The sequence below is a fragment of the Anaerospora sp. genome, from assembly GCF_032013335.1.
In the GTDB taxonomy this organism is placed as follows: Bacteria; Bacillota; Negativicutes; order Sporomusales; family DSM-15969; genus Anaerospora.
The window spans coordinates 54,524-75,181 of sequence record NZ_DALZUO010000013.1 but is presented as its reverse complement, the minus strand read 5'-3'; the positions used below and the strand labels follow the sequence as shown (position 1 = coordinate 75,181).

Annotated in this window: 20 protein-coding genes; 18 read left to right on the top strand and 2 right to left on the bottom strand. The window is 45.4% G+C overall.

All coding sequences use genetic code 11. The annotated features are described in order from the left end of the window. The first annotated feature begins 38 nt into the window (after nt 1-38). The 5 genes from RTR76_RS12095 (at nt 39) to larA (ending at nt 4,492) form a co-directional block, all read left to right on the top strand. Complete coding sequence (locus RTR76_RS12095; protein WP_312521061.1) at nt 39-932, top strand: phosphatidylglycerol lysyltransferase domain-containing protein; 894 nt, start codon at nt 39-41, stop codon at nt 930-932. 11 nt (nt 933-943) lie between these two features. Further along, the gene (gene eis / locus RTR76_RS12090; protein WP_312520992.1) at nt 944-2,116 is read left to right on the top strand and encodes a GNAT family N-acetyltransferase; all 1,173 of its coding nucleotides are present in this window, start codon (nt 944-946) and stop codon (nt 2,114-2,116) included. A 25-nt stretch (nt 2,117-2,141) separates the two neighbouring features. Then, nucleotides 2,142-2,759 (top strand): peptidylprolyl isomerase, encoded by a 618-nt coding sequence (locus RTR76_RS12085; protein ID WP_312520990.1) that lies wholly within the window; start codon nt 2,142-2,144, stop codon nt 2,757-2,759. A 5-nt stretch (nt 2,760-2,764) separates the two neighbouring features. Next, the gene (locus tag RTR76_RS12080; protein ID WP_312520988.1) at nt 2,765-3,010 is read left to right on the top strand and encodes a GIY-YIG nuclease family protein; all 246 of its coding nucleotides are present in this window, start codon (nt 2,765-2,767) and stop codon (nt 3,008-3,010) included. A 219-nt stretch (nt 3,011-3,229) separates the two neighbouring features. Continuing rightward, nucleotides 3,230-4,492, top strand: coding sequence for a nickel-dependent lactate racemase (gene larA, locus RTR76_RS12075; protein ID WP_312520986.1), 1,263 nt, complete (start codon nt 3,230-3,232; stop codon nt 4,490-4,492). Nucleotides 4,493-4,528: 36 nt separating this feature from the next. Here larA and RTR76_RS12070 read toward each other — a convergent pair whose 3' ends face one another. Then, the gene (locus tag RTR76_RS12070) at nt 4,529-5,416 is read right to left on the bottom strand and encodes an HD-GYP domain-containing protein (RefSeq protein WP_312520984.1); all 888 of its coding nucleotides are present in this window, start codon (nt 5,414-5,416) and stop codon (nt 4,529-4,531) included. A gap of 220 nt (nt 5,417-5,636) precedes the next feature. Here RTR76_RS12070 and RTR76_RS12065 point away from each other — a divergent pair, with 220 nt between their 5' ends. The 13 genes from RTR76_RS12065 (at nt 5,637) to glpX (ending at nt 18,850) form a co-directional block, all read left to right on the top strand. Beyond that, nucleotides 5,637-6,662 carry a SpoIID/LytB domain-containing protein gene (locus tag RTR76_RS12065; RefSeq protein ID WP_312520982.1) on the top strand — a complete coding sequence of 342 codons (1,026 nt, stop codon included), beginning with the start codon at nt 5,637-5,639 and terminating at the stop codon, nt 6,660-6,662. Between the two features lie 78 nt (nt 6,663-6,740). After that, entirely contained in the window at nt 6,741-7,235 is a 495-nt protein-coding gene (locus tag RTR76_RS12060) for a hypothetical protein (RefSeq protein WP_312520980.1), read from the top strand. Nucleotides 7,236-7,550: 315 nt separating this feature from the next. Further along, nucleotides 7,551-7,988, top strand: coding sequence for a DUF1934 domain-containing protein (locus RTR76_RS12055; protein WP_312520979.1), 438 nt, complete (start codon nt 7,551-7,553; stop codon nt 7,986-7,988). Beyond that, complete coding sequence (gene argS / locus RTR76_RS12050; protein ID WP_312520977.1) at nt 7,978-9,642, top strand: arginine--tRNA ligase; 1,665 nt, start codon at nt 7,978-7,980, stop codon at nt 9,640-9,642. Before RTR76_RS12055 ends, argS begins: the two co-directional genes overlap by 11 nt. A 27-nt stretch (nt 9,643-9,669) precedes the next feature. Then, complete coding sequence (rpoE, locus tag RTR76_RS12045) at nt 9,670-10,029, top strand: DNA-directed RNA polymerase subunit delta (protein ID WP_312520975.1); 360 nt, start codon at nt 9,670-9,672, stop codon at nt 10,027-10,029. 94 nt (nt 10,030-10,123) lie between these two features. Beyond that, nucleotides 10,124-11,734 (top strand): CTP synthase, encoded by a 1,611-nt coding sequence (locus RTR76_RS12040; RefSeq protein ID WP_312520973.1) that lies wholly within the window; start codon nt 10,124-10,126, stop codon nt 11,732-11,734. A gap of 113 nt (nt 11,735-11,847) precedes the next feature. Continuing rightward, nucleotides 11,848-12,780, top strand: coding sequence for a signal peptide peptidase SppA (sppA, locus tag RTR76_RS12035; protein WP_312520971.1), 933 nt, complete (start codon nt 11,848-11,850; stop codon nt 12,778-12,780). A gap of 7 nt (nt 12,781-12,787) precedes the next feature. After that, the gene (locus RTR76_RS12030; RefSeq protein WP_312520969.1) at nt 12,788-13,369 is read left to right on the top strand and encodes a Yip1 family protein; all 582 of its coding nucleotides are present in this window, start codon (nt 12,788-12,790) and stop codon (nt 13,367-13,369) included. Between the two features lie 15 nt (nt 13,370-13,384). Further along, nucleotides 13,385-15,733, top strand: a complete 2,349-nt coding sequence (locus tag RTR76_RS12025) for a hypothetical protein (RefSeq protein WP_312520967.1) — start codon at nt 13,385-13,387, stop codon at nt 15,731-15,733. A 120-nt stretch (nt 15,734-15,853) separates the two neighbouring features. Further along, on the top strand, nt 15,854-16,252 hold the full coding sequence (locus RTR76_RS12020) for a response regulator (RefSeq protein ID WP_312520965.1): 399 nt from the start codon (nt 15,854-15,856) through the stop codon (nt 16,250-16,252). Nucleotides 16,253-16,385: 133 nt separating this feature from the next. Next, the gene (locus RTR76_RS12015) at nt 16,386-17,021 is read left to right on the top strand and encodes a hypothetical protein (RefSeq protein WP_312520963.1); all 636 of its coding nucleotides are present in this window, start codon (nt 16,386-16,388) and stop codon (nt 17,019-17,021) included. Nucleotides 17,022-17,075: 54 nt separating this feature from the next. Beyond that, nucleotides 17,076-17,720 carry a fructose-6-phosphate aldolase gene (gene fsa, locus RTR76_RS12010; RefSeq protein WP_312520961.1) on the top strand — a complete coding sequence of 215 codons (645 nt, stop codon included), beginning with the start codon at nt 17,076-17,078 and terminating at the stop codon, nt 17,718-17,720. Nucleotides 17,721-17,887: 167 nt separating this feature from the next. After that, nucleotides 17,888-18,850: a class II fructose-bisphosphatase gene (gene glpX, locus RTR76_RS12005; protein ID WP_312520959.1), complete on the top strand. Its 963-nt coding sequence runs from the start codon at nt 17,888-17,890 to the stop codon at nt 18,848-18,850. Between the two features lie 575 nt (nt 18,851-19,425). Here glpX and RTR76_RS12000 read toward each other — a convergent pair. Continuing rightward, nucleotides 19,426-20,556, bottom strand: coding sequence for a [Fe-Fe] hydrogenase large subunit C-terminal domain-containing protein (locus RTR76_RS12000; RefSeq protein WP_312520957.1), 1,131 nt, complete (start codon nt 20,554-20,556; stop codon nt 19,426-19,428). Nucleotides 20,557-20,658 lie beyond the last annotated feature (102 nt).

The following is a 20,658-nucleotide window of genomic DNA, read 5'->3' as shown; positions in this document are numbered from 1 at the left end:
AGCGAGGTTGCCTTGTTTCTTCTAAAGGGGGTTTTCTTATTAATTTCAGGGATATCGAATTAAGCGATAAGCCGGTATTTGACCGCTACTTCCGGCAGCATCGCTATGATATATCAGAGTGTACATTTACGAATTTATTTATTTGGCGCAAGGGATATGGGATCAAGTGGGCCCATGAAGAGGATATCTTGTTTATCAAGGCAGGCGGCGAGGATATGCCGTTTATGCTGCAGCCTTTCGGTGCAGATGAAAGCAATCTTCCAAGGGTTTTGGACAAAATGGCTGAATGGTTTGCTCAAAACAATAAACCATTTGTGCTTAAGGGCATATCTGAAGAAATGGTAGAAATGCTGCAAAAGGTCCGCCCAGGCTATTATGAATTCCAAGAAGATAGAAATAACTTCGATTATGTTTATTTGAGACAGGATTTAAGCGAGCTGGCAGGCAGAAAGTTTAGCTCTAAGAAGAATCATATTAACTACTTTACAACTCATTATGCAGACTACCGTTATTTACCGATGACTGAAGAGCTTATCCCTGCGTGCTTAGCGAGTGCTCAGGAATGGTATGATAAACGGCCCGATGACCATACCGGTCTGGAACACGAAAAATTTGCACTGTCTGAAGCGATGGGAAACTTTAAGCAGTTAGGGTTTCAAGGCGGGATTATTGAGGTATACGGTAAAATTGAAGCATTTACCTGTGGTGAAGCGCTTAATGAAGATACTGCGGTTATCCATATCGAAAAAGGCAATACCGATATCCGGGGCTTGTATCAAATGATAAACCGGGAATTCTGCCGCCACGCCTGGTCAGATATGACATATATTAACAGGGAAGAGGATATGGGGATAGAGGGCTTGCGGCGGGCTAAGAAATCATATAACCCAATCAAACTAATGGCCAAATATGAAGTGACTCTGGCAAAATAGGGAGGGTGAATATGGAGTTTCGTATCGCCAGTGAACGGGGACGCAGCCAGATTGAGGATTTATGGGCCTATTGTTTTGAGCCTGCGGAACATCCTTTCTTTCAGTGGTATTTTACTAATTGTTTTCGCTCAGAAAATACACTGGTTGGCTTTGAAGATAACAGCTTAGCTGCCTGTGTTCATTTAAACCCGTATCAATTATTTTTGCGAGAGAGAACGATACCTGTTTCTTATATCGTTGGGCTTGCTACGAGCCCGGAGGCCAGACGCGGCGGTGTGGCCGGTCATTTGTTGAAGGCAGCACTCACAGAGATGCGGCGGCGCAAGCACTACTTCAATATTCTTATGCCGTCAAAGGCAGGCTTTTATTATCCGTTTGGTTGGGAGTTATGTTACCATCAGCTTAAATATACCATTCATCTGGAGGAGCTGAGAGGGTTAACTTCCAGTGAAGGCCGGTTTAGCATGATTACCTGCCCTGATCAGTGGGAAATGCTGCAAAGCGTATACGAAAAATTTATGGCAGGGCGCCATGGCTTCAGCATTCGGGGGGAACCCGAGTGGCGTAAGCTTATTGCCGCTCACCTGGCTGAGAAAGGCTATATCAGTGTGTTGGAGTGTGATGGACTAGCTGCTGCTTATCTGTTTTATCAACTCCGGGATGGCAAAATAGTTGTTGGTGATATGAGCTATAGCAGTGCTCAGGCACAAAGAAGTATTCTTAACTTTTTCTATAATCATCGCTCACAGGCAAGTACTGTTGAGTTTAATACTCCTTTTAATGATAATTTGCATCTGAGTCTACCTAACCCCAAAGAGGGAGTCGCAGTTTATCCATTTATGGCTGGGCGTGTCGTCGATGTAACCGAAGGGCTGCAGGCGCTGGGATATGCCCAGCAGATACAGGGAGAGGTGACAATTGCCGTAGTCGATCAATTGGCTGAGTGGAATAACGGTACGTTTGCCATTGCCGTAAAAAACGGGCAGGCAAAGGTGCGTATTACAGACAGCGAGACTGCTGATTTAGCCTGTACAATAGGCGCTCTTTCACAGTTGGTTTTTGGCCGGCTGAGCGCACAGGAGCTGATTGCCGGTGGGAAACTTATGGGCAAAGATGCTACTAAAATCGCATTGCTGGACCAGTTGTTTCCGAAGCGCGACAACTATATAAACGAATATTTCTAACACTTAACGAACAGGGGGCTTTTTTATGGGAAAACGTACAGTTATGATGCTGCTCTTCGTTGCAGCCGCGCTGCTATTAACAGCCTGTGGCGGTGCTCAGTCTGCTCCGCAGGCAAACCCGCCTGCCCAAAGCAGTACGCCGGCAGCAGATCAAGCAAAGCAGCCACCGGCGCAAGCTAACAGTATTGCTAAATTTGAAACCAATAAAGGTAACTTCACTGTAGAATTATTTGAAGACAAAACTCCCATTACCGCCAAAAACTTTATAGACCTGGCCAATAAAGGGTTTTATAATGGAACTCTCTTTCATCGTGTAATTGACAATTTTATGATTCAGGGCGGGGATCCGCAAGGCAACGGTACCGGTGGTCCAGGCTACACGATAGCTGATGAGTTTCATCCGTCCCTCAAGCATACCGGACCGGGACTGTTGTCCATGGCTAACCGGGGACCCAATACGGGCGGCTCACAGTTCTTTATCACTCTTGCTCCGACACCCTGGCTGGATAATAAGCACGCTATTTTTGGCAAGGTAATTGAAGGGCTCGATGTAGTACAAAAAATTGGTAAAGTAAAAACTGGTGCCAATGACAAGCCTGTTGAAGATGTGGTCGTTAAAAAGATAACAATCGAGAAGCGTTAAGTACGATGAGTTGTGCTTTCACCTATATTGTAGAATGTGCCGACGGCAGCCTTTATACTGGATGGACAACAAACCTTGAACAACGGGTGGCAGTTCATAATGCCGGAAAAGGTGCCCGTTACACCCGCAGCCGATTGCCGGTAAAGCTGGTGTGGTGGGAAGAGCAGCAAGGAAAAGAAGCGGCCCAAAGCAGGGAAGCCCGTATTAAGCTTCTCAGCCGGCAGGAAAAATTGATTTTAATTGGCCAATAATAGAAAGGCAGTCTGCACCGGCAGACTGCCTTTTTTATTCATTAAAAATCAGATTATTGCTTTTTGGTAATTGCAGGGAAATCTCTGTAAGACGAGAAGGTAGTAATAGTAACAACCCCATAGAAAGCCGTATATTCAGATGAAAAACCGGCAAATTAGTAATACGTCTGCTAATCCAATAAAAGTCGCCCCGGCGGCAAAAGAGGCAGGAGGTAAACAATGAAAACAGTTAAACTTGCTTATGGAAAATCAAGCTTAGAGGTGGCTGTTCCTGATCAGGCAGTCGTAATTGAGCCCCGTCACTTGACAGCAATGCCTGATGAAAAGGCTGCGGTTTTGGCTGCATTGAGACAGCCTATCGGAACGGCGCCGCTAAAAGAGCTGGTAAAAAGCGATCAGACAGTCGTAATTGTTATTTCTGATATTACCCGTCCTACACCTAATCACAAGCTGGTGCCCTGGCTGCTGGAAGAGTTGGCTCAAGTGCCCCAAAAGAATATTACAATCATTAATGGACTGGGCAGCCACAGAGCCAATACAAAGGAAGAACTCGTCCAAATGCTGGGCCGTGAAGTAGTGGACACTATCCGGGTTATCAACCATGATGCCTTTTCCAAGGAGCAATTAATAAAAGTTGGAACTAACATTCATGGGTCAAATGTGTTCTTTCATAAAGAATATGTCAAAGCTGATTTTAAAATTGTAACCGGCTTTATTGAACCGCACTTTTTTGCAGGATTTTCAGGCGGTCCCAAAGGGATTTGTCCAGGGATTGCAGGAATTGAAACGATTCTCGACTTTCATAATGCCAAAATGATCGGTCATCCATTGAGTACCTGGGGAATTATAGAGGGCAATATTCTTCAGGGAGCTGCCACTGAGAATTGCTTAATGGCCAAGCCGGATTTTATGCTTAATGTAACACTCAATGGTGATAAGGGGATTACTGGAGTGTTTGCAGGAGATGTAATTGAGGCTCATCGCCAGGGTTGCAGCTTTGTAAAGGACCATGCCATGTATGAGGTAGATGCGCCGTTTGATATCGTAATTACAACAAATTCGGGCTATCCTTTAGACCAGAACTTATATCAGACGGTAAAAGGGATGAGTGCCGCTGCACAGATTGTCAAACAGGATGGTGCTATCATTGCTGTTTCCGAGTGTTCAGACGGGCTGCCCGATCACGGCAACTATGCAAAAATTCTAAGGATGCGCGAAACACCGGAAGAGTTGCTGGAAATGATTAATGATGAAAAGTTCTCTATGTTTGACCAATGGGAAGCACAGGTTCAGGCTATCATTCAGCTTAAAGCAGATTGCTATCTGTACTCTTCTTTAGAAGAAGAAACTGTCCGTCAGGCTAAACTAAAACCGGTAAAAGATGTAGAGTCTACACTTAACCAATTAATGAATGCTCATGGCGACAATGTAAGAATAGCAGTGCTGCCATTAGGCCCTTTAACAATACCTTATGTCAAATAAGCAATACTAAATAAAACAAGCGGCCCTGTTTAATGCTTAAGCAGGTTCCGCTTGTTTTTCTTCTGTTTTTTTACTGTACACTCTAAGAAAGGCTTCAACTACCAAAGGATCAAACTGGCTGCCGGAACAGCGGCGGATTTCCTCCACTGCTTCTTCATGGGAACGGCCTTTGCGATAAGGACGGTCAGAGACGATTGCCTGATAGCAGTCGGCTACGGCAATAATACGCGACCCTAAGGGAATGCCGGCTCCTGCCAGATTATCCGGATATCCTGCACCGTCCCAGCGAGCGTGATGATGGCGAATCATCGTAGCAATTTCGGTTGGTGAAGGAATACTGGCAATGATTTTTGCACCTATTGAAGGATGAAGCTTGATGAGATCATATTCATCGGAAGTTAGCTTATCAGGCTTGTTGAGTACCTGATCGGGAATGCCGATTTTGCCTACGTCATGTAAAATAGAAGCTACATTCAGCTTGAATAACTCTTCCTGTGACAACTTTAGTTCTCGAGCTACGTCCATGCTGATTGTTGCCACTTCGGACGAGTGTCCAAAAGTATAGTTGTCTTTTGCTTCCAACGCATTGGTTAACGCCTCAATAGCCGGAATAAGCATGAATTCCCGCTCGTAGTTTTCGGTAAGCGAGAGATTGTGCATTCGGACAGCCAAGCGGGTAATGTCATCATTGCTTTTGGGGGCAATACTATTTTTAGCCAATTGATCGACATGTTTGTTAAAGTGGACTGCCAGGAAATAAGCAATTATACCGATGAGCAGCATGCCTGCTGATAAGGTTAGCAGCGGCCAGTGGGGGACTAAATAAAAACTTCCGGCAGCGAGGAGAACTGTTATCAGCGCCAAACCTTCAAAGGCCAAAAACAGCTTAAGTTGCAGCGATAAAGCGAGACGAAGATTGAGCATATTTAGCCTCCACCATGTATTGTAGAGTGTATTCGCTTTACGCCAGGCTATTCCTGCCAAATTAAGGCTGAAGGTACGGGTTTTTTATGCTTTTGTGACGATGCTCCTTGTTTTTAAGGAAGATGTTACGTCAATTTATAATTTGTTAACTTAACCAATCGTTTTGTGCATAAATAGCGAGTATTGTTTTCATACTATAAGTAAGGTAGGAGGTAATTATATGCGCAACAAATCACAATCAACAATCGCAATTATCGTTGTTTTAGTCGTAGCAATTGCAGCGGGAGCATACTTACTACTGCGCTCTCCTGCCCCAAAACCGATGCCGGCTCCTAGTCCTGCGCCGACAGAGCCGCAGCAGCAAGCACCGGCGCAGCCTGAACCAATTGCAGGTGTGCCACAGTTCAATAAAAGTAAATACACAAGTGAGCCTACAATTAAAGTATGGCGTGCAGATAAGGGCGTTATTGAGTCAATGAAACTGGAAACCTATGTGGAAGGTGTCATTGCGCAGGAAATGCAGCCCGATTGGCCGCTAGAGGCTCTCAGAGCCCAGGCGGTTGCCTCACGGACGCTGACGATGAGTGCCATTGAAGCGGGAACGATTCGTCGGTTGCATAATGCTGATGTCAGCACCTCCAAAGAAGAACTGCAAGCCTTCGCACCGCAAAAGGTCAACGATACGGTTAGAGAAGCGGTACGTTCCACTAGAGGACAAATCTTATTGTACGCTGGTGGATTGGTGAATTCTATTTATAGCTCTCATAATGGACAAATCGCTGCAACAAAAGAAGAAAGCTTTCCTAAAGAAATTGAACATGCCACACCTTATTTTCAGCCGGTCACGGACAATAGCAATCAGTATGCTCCGGCCAATATTTCTTCATGGTCAGTCAAAATTCCCGGATCTGAAGTTGCCCGTGCCGTAGGCTATAGTGGCAAGCCTGGTGATATAACCATTCTCCAGAAAGGTCCCTCAGGAAGGATACTTTATATTGGTGCCGGCAATAAAAAGGTATATGGTTCTGAGTTCCGCAAAGCAGTGGGATATGACCGTCTGAAGTCAACTTTAATTACGGAAATGACATATGACGGCTCCAATTTTACCTTTAAGGGTCTTGGCTGGGGCAATGGTGTAGGTATGTCCCAATGGGGTGCTTATGCTTATGCTAAAAATGGTGCTAAAGCTGAAGAGATTCTAAAGCATTATTATGTGGGTGCTGATACTGTTAAACTATGGCAATAAAGGTGCTCCACATCCGGTTACAAAAAAAGCATTCAGCAATGAATGCTTTTTTACTGGCGTTAGGAGGTTGGAAGGACAATGGACCAGCAGGTATTATATCCGCCCCATCATTATCTTTATCAGGCTGGAGGCAACCCGGCAGTGGAATTGCTGCGTCAGGTTGTTGTCAATAATCAACTCGAACTGATAAACATCCGCAATACTCCTTTCCGTAAGAGTGTAGAAGCGGAGAAGGTGATTGCCAGTGATATGAAAGAACTGGGATTTTTGCATTCTGTTACTAATCGTAAGCATAGCTCGCTTTTTAAGGCAGGCTTAAATTTTGAAGTAGATTTCTTTCATCCTCAACATCAAATTGCAGTGGAAGTAGAAAAAGGTGAAATTAATAATATCTGGAAAAACATTTGTAAGTTTGCCGAATCACCAGTCATTCGACACGGTGTATTATTAGTGCCAGTCATTCGGCAAGGGCAGCAGGTGCAGAGCGAGTTTTATAAAAATACCATTAAAAGACTGTGCCACATCGAAAAGGTATTTAGTCTAATTGACAGTTTATTGCTCATTGGGTATTAAGGGAGATGCAATTTTTCTGCGGTTATGCATATAGTAGAACAGAGAGGCATTGTATTGGCAGGGCTTCTCTTAAGAGGCGCCGTTCCCAGGCGAACGGGGAACGGCGCTACGGCATTTTGACATACAAAAACAGAAAAAAGTACTGTCTGCAGCCAGTTAAGAGCAAGCGTCTCACTGGCTGCTTTATTCTATTGGTAATAAGCAGAGAAGACTGCCAGATTTTTTTTATGGATTTTATTTAAAATGACCTTTATTAAGAGCTAGTAAATAGGCTATAATATGATATTGAGTTATTAATTGACAGAGGTGGCAGAAATGACTAATGTAATTGTCACCGTCATCGGCAGTCAGCGGGATGGGGCAGGCGATGAGCAGAGTATTGAATTGATCACTACCGGCCGGCATTATCAGAGGAACGGTGTTGATTATATTACATATGATGAAAGTAAGCTCACCGGGTTGGAAGGAACTACTACTTTACTGAAGCTTTATGACGGCTATGTTGTTCTTGTGAGAATGGGAAATATTGAACAGCGTCAAGAATTCCGCAAAGGCGAGCGCAGCACCTGCACATATATAACGCCATATGGCGCGATGGAAATGAGTGTGGCCACCAGTGCTGTAACCGTTGCTTTTACTAATGGCAGCGGCAGCATTACAATTGCTTATGAACTAGAAATAGAAGGTCGTTGGCAGAGTTCCAATCAGCTTGCCATAACGATACGGGAGGAAAAAGAGACAAATGGACATTAAACAACTGCTTCACGAAAGTATTTTGGCAGCAGCGAATCAAGCGATAGCGGATGGAGTTATTTCAGCAGCGCAATTACCGGCTGTTGTTTTGGAAGTGCCGCCACAGAAAGAGTTTGGCGATTATGCCACGAATTTTGCCATGCAGACTGCTCGGGCTGCAAAAGCGAATCCCCGTGTTATCGCACAGGCATTAGTTGAACGGATGAAAGCGTCCTGGCTGGAAAAATGTGAGATCGCCGGTCCCGGATTTATTAATTTTTATTTAAAGCCCGACTGGATGTATGAAATGCTGGGACAGATTTTGGCTGCGGGAGAAAACTATGGATGTTCTTCTGCCGGCAAAGGCGAGCGCATTCAGGTAGAGTACGTCAGTGCAAATCCTACGGGGCCCCTTCATGTGGGCCATGGCCGGGGAGCTGCTTTTGGCAGTGCATTGGTCAACCTGCTGCGGGCTGCCGGCTATGACGTTCAGGCTGAATTTTATATTAATGATGCAGGCAATCAAATTGATAATTTGGCGGCTTCTGTCAACGCCCGTTATCTGGAACTATTGGAGCAGCCTGTTGAGTTTCCTGAAGATGGCTATCATGGAAAAGATATTATCCAAACAGCAAAACGAATTGTGGAGCAAGAAGGCTCCCGTTACCTGCTGGTGCCCTTAGAAGAGCGTCTGGCTGTTTTCAAAGAGCTTGCTTTGCAGGAAAAGTTAAACGCACTTAAAGCTGATCTGGAATCGTTTGGAGTTACTTTTGACGTATGGTTCAGCGAACGGACACTGCACGAGGAAGGTGCTATTGCTAAAGCTTGTGAGGCATTGCAGCTAAATGGCTTTATGTATGAAAAGGATGGGGCACTCTGGCTGAAGTCGACCGCCTACGGGGATGATAAAGACCGGGTAGTTATTCGGGAAAATGGTGTACCCACGTATTTGGCAGCTGATATTGCCTACCATAAGAATAAACTGGAACGCGGATTTGAGACCTTGATTAATATCTGGGGAGCCGATCACCACGGTTATATCAGCCGGGTTAAAGCAGCGATTGCATCACTTGGGTATAATCAGGATCAGCTGGAAGTGCTTATTCTGCAGATGGTCAACTTGCTGCAGGACGGACAACCAGTGAAAATGTCCAAACGGACGGGTCAGGGAGTTACGCTTACCGAACTGATTGAAGAAGTAGGCAGCGATGCTGCACGCTACTTCTTTATTATGCGTTCTATTGACAGTCAGCTCGATTTTGATCTTGATTTGGCTAAGTCGCGCTCTAACGAGAATCCGGTCTATTACATTCAATATGCCCATGCCCGGATTAACAGCATTTATCGTCAGGTCGGCGAAGCAGGCATAAGTTTTGGAGATTGGGCAGATACCAATTTTTCGGTATTGACGGTAGACGCAGAAACTGATTTAATTAAAAAGATTGGTCAATACCCGGACGAAGTAGCTGCCGCTGCACGGGAACGGGCACCACATCGCATTGCCCGGTATACCCATGATCTGGCTGCCTTATTTCATACTTTCTATAACCAGTGCCGCATTATCGGTGTAGAGCCTGAAGTGCAGCTTGCCCGTCTTGGATTGGTAATGGCAGTGCAGCGGACCTTAAAACACGGATTAACCATATTAGGTGTTTCAGCACCGGAAAGAATGTAAAAAGCGGAGCGGAGGTCGATTCAATAGATGAAAGTACAAAAACAGATGACGGATATTGAAATGGCTTTTCAAATTCTCCAGGAAGTAAATCAGCCGATGTATTTTCGCGAGCTTATCAGCAAAGTACTAGAGGCTAAGGTTGGTCGTGTTCATTCCCCGGCACAGGCAATGTCGGAGATCCATACGCAGATTAACCTCGACAGCCGCTTCCAGCATGTCGGCAAAGGCATGTGGGGATTGAATGAGTGGACGCCTCAAAGAGAAGCCAAGCAAGCGGAAGAAACGGCAAAAGCCGCATCCGGCACCAGCCAGCGTCGTGAACGGCTGTTGGAAGGAATCCAGGAGGATTATACAAATGCTTCTGCTGGACGGGAAGATACCGAATAATGTACTTGACAGTTCTTATCATAAAAGTATAAAATATTGGGCGTGTTTGGGATAATACTGCGAGAGGCGCTTATATTACAGGAGGATTTTTTTCATGGCTAAATATATTTTCGTAACCGGCGGGGTGGTATCATCTCTCGGGAAGGGTATCACGGCGGCATCACTGGGCCGGCTATTAAAAAGCCGTGGCCTGAATGTGACCATCCAAAAGTTTGATCCTTACATAAACATTGATCCGGGAACAATGAGTCCCTATCAGCATGGTGAAGTTTTCGTTACTGAAGACGGCGGCGAAACAGATTTGGATTTGGGTCACTATGAGCGGTTTATTGATATTAATTTGAGCAAGAGTTCAAATGTTACGGCCGGTAAAATTTACTGGTCAGTGATTAATAAAGAACGTAAAGGGGATTATTTGGGCAGTACAGTTCAAGTTATTCCTCATATTACAAATGAAATTAAAAGCCGCATTTACCGCGTGGCAAAAGAGGATAATGCGGATATTGTCATTACCGAAATTGGCGGTACCGTAGGCGATATTGAAAGCTTGCCATTCCTTGAGGCAATTCGTCAGGTGAAAAAAGAAGTTGGCCGTCACGACGTGCTGTATCTTCATGTAACTCTGGTGCCGTACATTGCTGCAGCCGGTGAGCTTAAGACAAAACCAACGCAGCACAGTGTTAAAGAATTGCGCAGCATTGGTATTCACCCGGATATTATCGTATGCCGTTCAGAACAGGAAATTTCACAGGACATGAAGGAAAAACTGGCACTGTTCTGTGATATTGATGTTAATGCGGTTATTCAAAATAAAACTGCTGCCAGTATCTATCAGGTTCCGCTCATGCTCCAGGAAGAAGGTCTTGACCGGATTGTCATGGAGAAATTAAATATCCAGGCCGGTAAGGCGGATATGACTGAATGGACCCGCATGGTAGATAAAATCTACAAGCCGTCCAAGTCAGTAAGAATTGCGATTGTCGGCAAGTATGTTGCATTGCATGATGCCTATATGAGTGTTTCCGAATCTCTTCGGCATGCAGGTATTGCAAACGAGGCGGACATTGATATTAAATGGGTAAATGCAGAAGAACTGGAAGATTCGGCAGTGGATTTGAAGGGACACTTTAGCGATGTAGATGGCATTCTTGTTCCCGGTGGCTTTGGCGATAGGGGCGTGGAAGGAAAAATCCGTACCATTCAATATGCACGGGAAAACAAGATTCCTTTCTTTGGATTATGCCTCGGAATGCAATGTGCAGTGATTGAATTTGCCCGTAATGTATGCGGTATGCTGGGCGCTCACTCTACCGAGTTCAATGCCGAAACCTCCTATCCGGTTATTGATTTGATGCCGGAGCAGGTAGCAGTTGAGGACAAGGGTGGTACTATGCGGTTAGGTGTATACCCCTGTAAGGTTATGGAGAATACACTGACCTGCAATGCATATCAAGATGAAATTATTTATGAACGTCACCGCCACCGCTATGAATTTAATAATGCCTACCGCCAGCAGCTTACGGATGCCGGATTGGTAATTGGCGGAACGCTGCCTAACGGCAGGCTGGTAGAAATTGTGGAGATTAAAGACCATCCCTGGTTCTTAGCAACGCAATTCCACCCGGAATTCAAGTCCCGTCCTACAAATCCCCATCCTCTGTTCAGAGATTTTGTCAAGGCTTCCTTACAAGGCAAAACACGCTAAAATTGAAGCTGCGATAGAAATAAAGGCAAGCAAAATAAAACTGTTGGATAATCCAACAGTTTTATTTTTAATACTATGTAGGTGACACAAAGTCAGTGAAAGGATGTGGTGGTATGTTCAAACGTTCGGTTATGCTGGTTATTGCCGGTATTGTACTTGTATCTCTTGGTATAATGCTGCTTTTCATGCCTTCCTTTAGTACTAAAAAGGATAAAGCTGCTCCTGCGAAGCTTGCCGTTATTCATGTGGAAGGTGTAATTCTAGGGGGGCGGGGGCAAAGCAGCTTATTTAGTGAAATTGGAGGAATCGATCAGGTTATCCGCCAATTGCATGAAGCACGTGATGACCAATCCATCAAGGCCATTGTACTCAGGATAAACAGCCCAGGCGGCAGTGTACCGGCAACGCAGGAGCTAGGCGAGGAAATTAAAAAAGTGCGGGCCGGCGGTAAGCCGATTATTGTTTCCATGGGGGATGTTGCCGCATCGGGAGGCTATTGGCTGGCGGCACTAGCCGATAAAGTCTATGCTAATCCGTCAACTCTCACTGGCAGTATTGGCGTTTATATGCCTTACACCAATTGGGAGGAACTGTACCAGAAGATTGGTGTGAGGCAGGAAAAGATTAAAAGTGGTCCCCATAAGGATATTCTATCGCCAGAGAGGCAAATTACACCAGAAGAACGGGCTATTGTTCAAACAATGGTCGATGACATGTACAACCAGTTTGTAGAAGTTGTTGCTGAAGGACGCAAACTCGATCCTGTCAGAGTTCGCCAAATTGCTGATGGCCGTATTTATACAGGCAAGCAGGCAAAAGAACTGGGACTGGTTGATGAATTGGGTAATTTCTATGATGCGATTGACGGAGCAGCTCAAATTGCAGGTATAACCGGCAAGCCTCAATTGAAAGAGTTTGGAAAAATAAATCCATGGGATGTGCTATTTGGCGCTGAAGGCAAAATCAATCTACAGCAAATACTTACGCAGCAGATAAAAAATGATTTGCCGCTAACAGCACCACTGGCTATGCCGGAACGGTGGTAGGTGGAATATGGGATATTTGCTGGAAATTCTCTATGACGTATTGTTTCAGCCTGCGGCTGCGATGAGCCAGATTGCCGGACGGCGCCTGGTAGGCAAAAGTCTGGTGGTTTTTATCGTAAGTATTTTGCTGCCCAGCTGGGCAATGTGGTTTGGCCTTAAATCAACAAGTCTTGGATATGCCGTTAACGGTATCATTGTGATGCACGTAATAGGGAGTCTGCTGCTGTGGTTCTTTGGCGCTGCCCTGCTGCATTTAATTGCTGAATTTATGGGGGGCCGCGGAACGGCTATGGGCTTGTTTGCCGCCTTGGGCTTCGCTCAGTTTCCCCGTATTTTTATGGTTCCTCTTTGGGTAGTTGCTGCTGTGCTTCCTGAGAGTATACGGCCTGTCGTGATGGGGATTACGGCGCTGGTCGTTATGTTCTGGGTACTGGCGCTTCATATAGCTGCTCTCAAAGGAGCTTATGGCATAGGGGGAGTAAAGGCTACATTGGTGCTCATCATGCCTTTTCTGGCAGTAGCCTTGTTTGTAATTGCAATAGTTACATTTGTGAGTGTTCAATTTATGCAATGGCCTCAATGGAGTTAAAGATAGGTGATTATAATGATGCGCAAAACCATAATGATGGGAGTGCTGCTGTGCTTCTTAGCTGCTGCAGCAGGCTGCGGCGGTACTAAACTGCCGTCGCAGGCTGGTCTGACGGCAGTGCCTTCCGGCAGCCAGGAAAGCTGGGGATTGCCAACAGCAATTACGCAGGAAGGAGACGGTAATGTATACCGGCTGATTACAGGTTCAGCTCTGGATGCCCCGCAGGGGCTGGAACTGGCAGCGGGCGGAAAAGGACATCTCCGGTACTCTGTAGACATTCCTGCTGATGTTGATGTAAAAGCCGCTGTTCGCCTGCAATTTCTATCAACGCAAGGGACTGGATTGCTTGAGATAGCGGCGTTGGATCAGGATAAAAAGCAATTAGCGGTTGTCGGCTGGGTATCTACCGGACCGCTGCCTGCTGATACTTCTAACAGCCACTGGACGGACAACCGTACAGGCGCTAACTATAAGGGCGAGTGGCTTACTGGAGAATACCGGCCTGCAGAGCTTCTAGCCTCCTACCTAAGAGGCCAAAAGGCCCATAGCTATCGCTTAAGCGTTGAGGCGGGGCAGGGACAGCATATCGTCATTACGCGGTTCGCTTTAGCTAATGAGCCTGGACAGGCCTTGCAAGTTATCCCTGTTACTGGCAGTCAATCAGTTATGGTAGGTGATATAGTTCGCCTGGAGGCTGATATTGTCAATCGTACGAACCGCATGATTGAACAGGCAAATATCGATGTAATTGAACCCGTCGGTTATGGGCTGTCAGTTGCAGAAAAGACTAAAACAGTTACACATCTGATGCCTGGCGAGAAACGCCGCATTGCTTGGGAGAGTAAAGCAGCGCGGCCTCACAGTGTAAATCTCGATAAGCCCTGGCAGGCTCGATTTGCAATCAATGGTCAGCCTGTAGATGGAGTGGTGGAAGTAGCGGTTGCTGATAACCGGCCAGGCAAAATTTATTATGTGATGACGGAAGATTTGGAAGCAATTGACGGTGCCGGTTATGCCAAAGCCTGGGGCAATCAAAATGGCTGGCTGGAACCGAAAGAACTGACGGTTCAGATGGTTGAGAAAGCGGAAAGGTTAAATGCCATAGCCGATACATATGGAGCAAAGTGGACCCATTATATTGCCTGGCCCTTAGTAAAAGCAGCCGCTTGGGCAGACCGTCAATCCTCAACCGGCGAATGGAAGAAAGCTGCCGCAGCTATTGAACAATCGGTGCGTGCCGAAGCGGATAAAGGCCATGAATACGGAATTCATATGCACTCCGACTATGACCCATACTTACCTGGTAATATATTATCCTATAACAAAGAGCTTGACGGAATTTGGGCAAATCATTTAAGACACGGCTGGTCGCACTCCATTGCCAGTGAAGGCAATTTCAATGATTATTCCAGCCGCACAGGCATACTCTATGCGTATCAGCGGATTATGGATGAGCTGTCGGCCGCTTCTCCCCAGGGACAGTTGGTGACGTCCAGGGTAGGCTCCTTTGATTTTGGGGCTGGTTCCGACAGTGAGGCAATCAGCACCAGCGCTTACCGGAAAGTGGGATTATGGGGTACTAGCGATGCTGACGGCAATGAGGGCGGCATCACTGCCGGTCCCTATGGCAAGGAAATATACTTTGCTAAGCCCGATGACATCAATACAGCCGCTGTGGACATTACACAGACCGGACTGGTTGAGTTCCGCCCAACACCCCGCAATTTTATTGCCTATGACAGTCAGACTGCTGAGGCTATGAATGTCTTGGCCGATCAGGGGATAACCTATTTTACTTCTGCCGATGGAGCAGTTAAACCGGGTATCCATGGTATTATCGGCTTTACCCATGCGATGTTTGTAATGGGAGAACCTGACTGGCAAAGTCTGGAGCAAGGGCAGTTTGCTGCTATCGACACTCATTTAGCTCATCTGAAAAATCGCTATGTCAATCAAAATCACCTCATTTTTGCCACTGCAAGTGATATGGTGAAAGCTTATCTTGATTATTACGCGCCAGAGCTGGTTGCCGTATATGGCAAGCGTCTGTCGCAAAATAAGCTGGGTATATCGGAATATGCTGTCGAAATTTTAGGCAGCGACATCCCGGTTGACCGCCTACATCCGCATCAGGTAAGTGTAAAAATTCCTCTTTACTTGCGCGACAGCGCATACCGGGCCGTTATTTTGAAAAATGGGGAGCCTGTTTTTTCTACCTGGGGTTTGCCTACACCCTATAATGACGTGCAATTTATTGTTGATAGCAAAGAAGATCAATATAGCCTAAAAATTTACCATAATGACGTTCTTGCCACTATTACGCGATACATTACTGCAATAAAAAACAAAATAGCAAAGAAATAATAGAATTTTTATAAAAAAGTAATTAAATTTCCAGCTTCTAGGAGGATATTTGTCAAGATGTGCGAATAGACATGTTATAAGCAATTATACAAAATTATTAGACAGAGCGAGGGACCGCACATGGCTAAAGCCAAGTCGACAGTACTGGTTATTGATGATCAGCCAGGTATTAGAAGGCTATTGACCGAAGTGCTAACGGAGGAAGGGTACACGGTTGTTACGGCCATCAACGGAATTGACGGTGTTACCAAGACCAAGGAAGTTAAACCTGCTTTAATTCTGATGGATATGAAAATGCCCGGAATGGATGGTATTGAAACGCTGCGAGAGATTAAGCGGTTAGGTCAGGGCGACCGGGTAATCATGATGACTGCTTATGGAGAACTTGACTTAGTTAATCAAGCTCGTGAGATGGGTGCTTATGGTTACATCACGAAGCCTTTTGACATTATTTCTCTTTGTCATATGATTGATGAGGCGTCGAATGAAACAGAGGTACGCCAACTAATGATTGGATAAAAGACTTCTTTTTTTTGCAAACTGTAAATGTGTTGTTAGAAACACCCAGATAAGCTGGGTGTTTCTTATTGGGCACAGAGGAAGGATTTTTTTAAAACGCTGGCGAAGTCTTTGATACGAGGAGGGATATTGAATGGTTATCCGGACAGAAGCAACGCTAGCCTTGTATTGCCCTCATTGCGGCAAACTGCAGATGCACTCTTTTACCCGGTTTAACCTGCCAGGAGCGGCTAAGCAGGAATTAGTGTGCAGTTGCGGTCAGATTCAAGCTGCCATTTCCAGTGTGGGCCGTCGTCAATATCTCTTAGATATTCCTTGTGTACTGTGCGAGACTACTCATAAAGTATGTATAGATGCCCGACGTTTTTGGCGCGCTGAGGCAGATAAATTATACTGCTCTGAAGAAAACATTGAACTTGGTCTTTTTGGATGCCGGCGTATAATTGCAAAAACATTTGCTGATCATAAAAATGAATTGGATCAGCTTCCACGGGAAGCTGAGTATGATGATGAGCATATTGATAACCCTCAGGTTATGTTTGGGATATTTAACCGCATTCATGATATGGCCGAACAAGGTGACATCTCCTGCCGTTGTGGACAGCCCGCGATTGATGCGGAAGTGCTGCCTGACTGTATTGAACTGACTTGCGGCCAATGTGGCAGCAGACGCGTAGTTCCGGCCCTGACGGATGCGGATCTTGAACAGGTAAAATCGTTGGAATTTATTCAATTGATTCCACAGCGCCGTACAAGACATAAACAGTAGGATAAACTAGCACAGAGTAACATGTAGGAATAAAACCGCAGGAGGTTTTTAGTTATGAAATTTTTTATAGACACAGCCAATGTTGCTGAGATCAAAGAAGCCGCTGCATTAGGTATTATCGCCGGAGTCACAACCAATCCTTCGCTAATTGCGAAAGAAAAGCTGGATATTAAGGCTGTAATTAAAGAAATTGCTGAAGCTGTGCCTGGTCCGGTTAGTGCTGAAGTAATTAGCACGACAGTTGCTGACATGGTTCCGGAAGCAAGAGAATTAACCAAGCTGGGAAAAAATGTAGTCATTAAAGTACCGTTGAATGCCGAAGGGCTAAAAACAGTTCATATATTGTCTGCTGAAGGAATCAAGACAAATGTGACGCTGATTTTTTCAGCGAATCAGGCGCTGCTGGCCGCCCGGGCCGGAGCTACTTATGTCAGCCCTTTTGTAGGACGGCTGGATGATATAAGCTACGACGGAATTGCATTAATAAAAGATATTGCTGATATATTTGCCATACATGGTATTGATACGGAAATTATTTCAGCCAGCATCCGTCATCCTATGCACATTCACCAGGCTGCATTAGCCGGTTCTCACATTGCTACCGTCCCTTACAAGGTATTGCTGCAATCACTGAATCATCCTTTAACCGACTCGGGGATTAAGCGATTTCTGGAAGATTGGAAAAACGCTAATTTATAACCGCTGCTGAAAGCGCGGTAAGCAATTCCCGCTTAGGGAGGCAGATCGCAGTTCTATGCATTAACCTGCAGGGAGCTGCGCCTTTGCTTGTTTTACCGCTGCTATTCATTAGCTTAAGCCGAGAGGCTGGATATATTTATTTAAACATGTTGAGGAGCTGAAGTATTATGGATCGCGAATTAGCGATGGAGTTTGTACGAGTTACTGAGGCAGCTGCAATTGCCAGCGGTCGCTGGATGGGCAAAGGGGATAAAATAGCTGCTGACCAGGCGGCAGTAGATGCAATGAGACAAGCCTTTGATGATGTAAGCATCAGTGGCAAGGTTGTTATTGGTGAAGGAGAAATGGACGAGGCGCCCATGCTGTATATTGGCGAAGTTGTCGGAGCCGGTGGTGTCAAGGTAGATATCGCCGTTGATCCGCTGGAAGGCACTAATCTGGTAGCCAAGGGCTTACCTGGTGCAATTGCTGTTTTGGCTATTGCCCCCCGGGGCGGCTTGCTGCATGCACCGGATATGTATATGGATAAAATTGCTGTCGGCCCTAAAGCTGCCGGAAAAATTGATATTAATGCGCCTGTTATTGATAATCTGACTGCTGTTGCCAAGGCGCTGGAACGTGAAATCGAGGACTTGACTGTTGTTATCCTTGATCGTCCCCGTCATGCTGATATCATTAAACAGGTTCGTGATGCCGGTGCCCGTATTAAGCTGATTGCAGATGGTGACGTATCACCGGCGATCAATGCGGCCATTGAAGGGACAGGCGTCCACATGCTGCTGGGAACAGGCGGCGCACCGGAAGGCGTAATTGCTGCTGCGGCAATGAAATGTCTTGGCGGAGATATGCAGGGCAGACTAATTCCAGAAAGCGACGCTGATATCGAACGGGCCCGCTCGATGGGGATTACGGACATCAATAAAGTACTGACAATTGATGATCTGGTCAGCGGCGATGATGCAATTTTTGCTGCAACTGCCATTACCCAAGGCGACCTTCTGAATGGTGTGCGCTACTTTGGCGGCGGTGCTCGTACCCATTCCATCGTTATGCGCTATAAAACAGGCACAGTCCGTTTTGTTGACGCTATTCACAAATACGAAAAGAAACCAATGCTGATAAAACGGTAAGTTAGAGTTAATAGGAAAGCAGGCAGAATTACAAATGTGATTCTGCCTGCTTTTTGTTGTGCGCCCGGTATGGGCGCAGCCTAACGGATAAGTGACTCAGAGGGACGGTTCTGTTGAGTCATTCGTTAGATAATAAGAGGAATTTTTTGTAGCATATCGCAGTTTGACTCCGTTATTTATGTAGATAAGCTAAAAAAGTAGGATATATCAGTAGTTTAGAACCTTCTCTTTATATCCTAAACATAAAGGGGTGGCGCAAAAACGCTTTTTTAAAAAACGTTCTGCGACACCCTTTCTTTGATATTTAGGCAAAGCGATGGGCAGAAAAAGCCCGGCTTCTACTTTTGTCATCGAAACAAAAGTAGCAAAAATTCTAGGCCTGTCTTCCAAAATGCTTGGGAAATGCTTAGCTTACTAAAATTCGTGAAACTCGCTGCGCTCAAACAGTACGAATTTCTTAACGTAAGCTAAGCATTTCCCATCCTGCGGACCGCATTTTTCCAGAAGGGCCGAAAGGAATCGAAGATAGCAGTTTTAAGTCGTTTTAGTGCGACAGTCCCTTTATGTTAAAACTCTTAAAATTTCCGGGTGAAGAATTTATTATCCTCAACCAGGCTTTCTGGTGTGTCAAAGCCCAGACGGTGCAGCAGTTCAATTACGTAGGGATTATCAATCGGAGTTGGGTAGATGGCTTTTTCGCCATAGGTGTTGACGTTATCTTTGGCAATATCTTTGTCAAGAATGGATTTAGGTCCGCCGACGCACCCGCCTACGCAGCCCATACCTTCAAAAAAGTTAGCTGTTACTTGACCAGATACTAACTCGTTAACCATAGCCTTGCAGTTTACCACGCCATCGGCCTGGCGCGTCTTGATGGCAATTTTACGGTTTGGATTGAGACGTTCGACTGTATTTTTTACGGCCTCACTGACACCACCTACCCGGGCGTAGATTCGACCGGCTTTGGACGAGTTTTCCTTCTCATTAGCAGCGAAGAGCGTTAAATCCACATTCAGCAGATCAAATAATTCCTTAGTTTCCTGAAACGTCAGTACATGGTCAATAGCACCTTTGAGGTCAGGCTCTTTTGCTTCTGCTTTTTTTGCGACGCAGGGGCCAATGAATACAGTGAGGGCGTCGGGATGGAGGATCTTTACCGTACGTCCGGCTGCAATCATCGGCGATACGGTTGCCGGTACATGGGGCATTAAATCGCTGTATATTTTGCGAATCATGGCAATCCACATGGGGCAGCAGCAGCTTGTTAACTGATAATCGCTTTCTGAATTAATGTTTTGATCAAACTCCAGCGCTTCCTTCAGCGTCAGAATGTCAGCAAAAACAGCGACCTCAACCATGCCGTCAAAGCCCATCTGTTTAAAAGCATTACGCAGCATCCCCGGGGTAACTTCATCGCTAAACTGACCAATAAAAGCGGGTGCTATTAGTGCATAAGCCAATTTCTTTTTGCCATGGAGCGATTCCATACATGCTTGTACATCTTTGGAAATCTTTACTCCGCTGTCAGTTGCTTTGGTGACGCAGGCTTCCAAATTCCAGAATACAGGATGAATATCAGGAGTGAAAAGACAATTTAACTGACTTTTATCAAAATCTTCGAATAGATCTTTTACGGGAGTACCATTATCCTGATCTGACAAGGATGCTTCCTGGATTTTCTTGTGTAAATCTTTAAATGTCTCCATGTGTGTAAAGGCTCCTTTTTCTCTATATATTATTACTAGCATTTCCATGTGAATTTCTCTTATTAGATTATCATAGTTATTTTAAAACTGAAAGCAATTCGG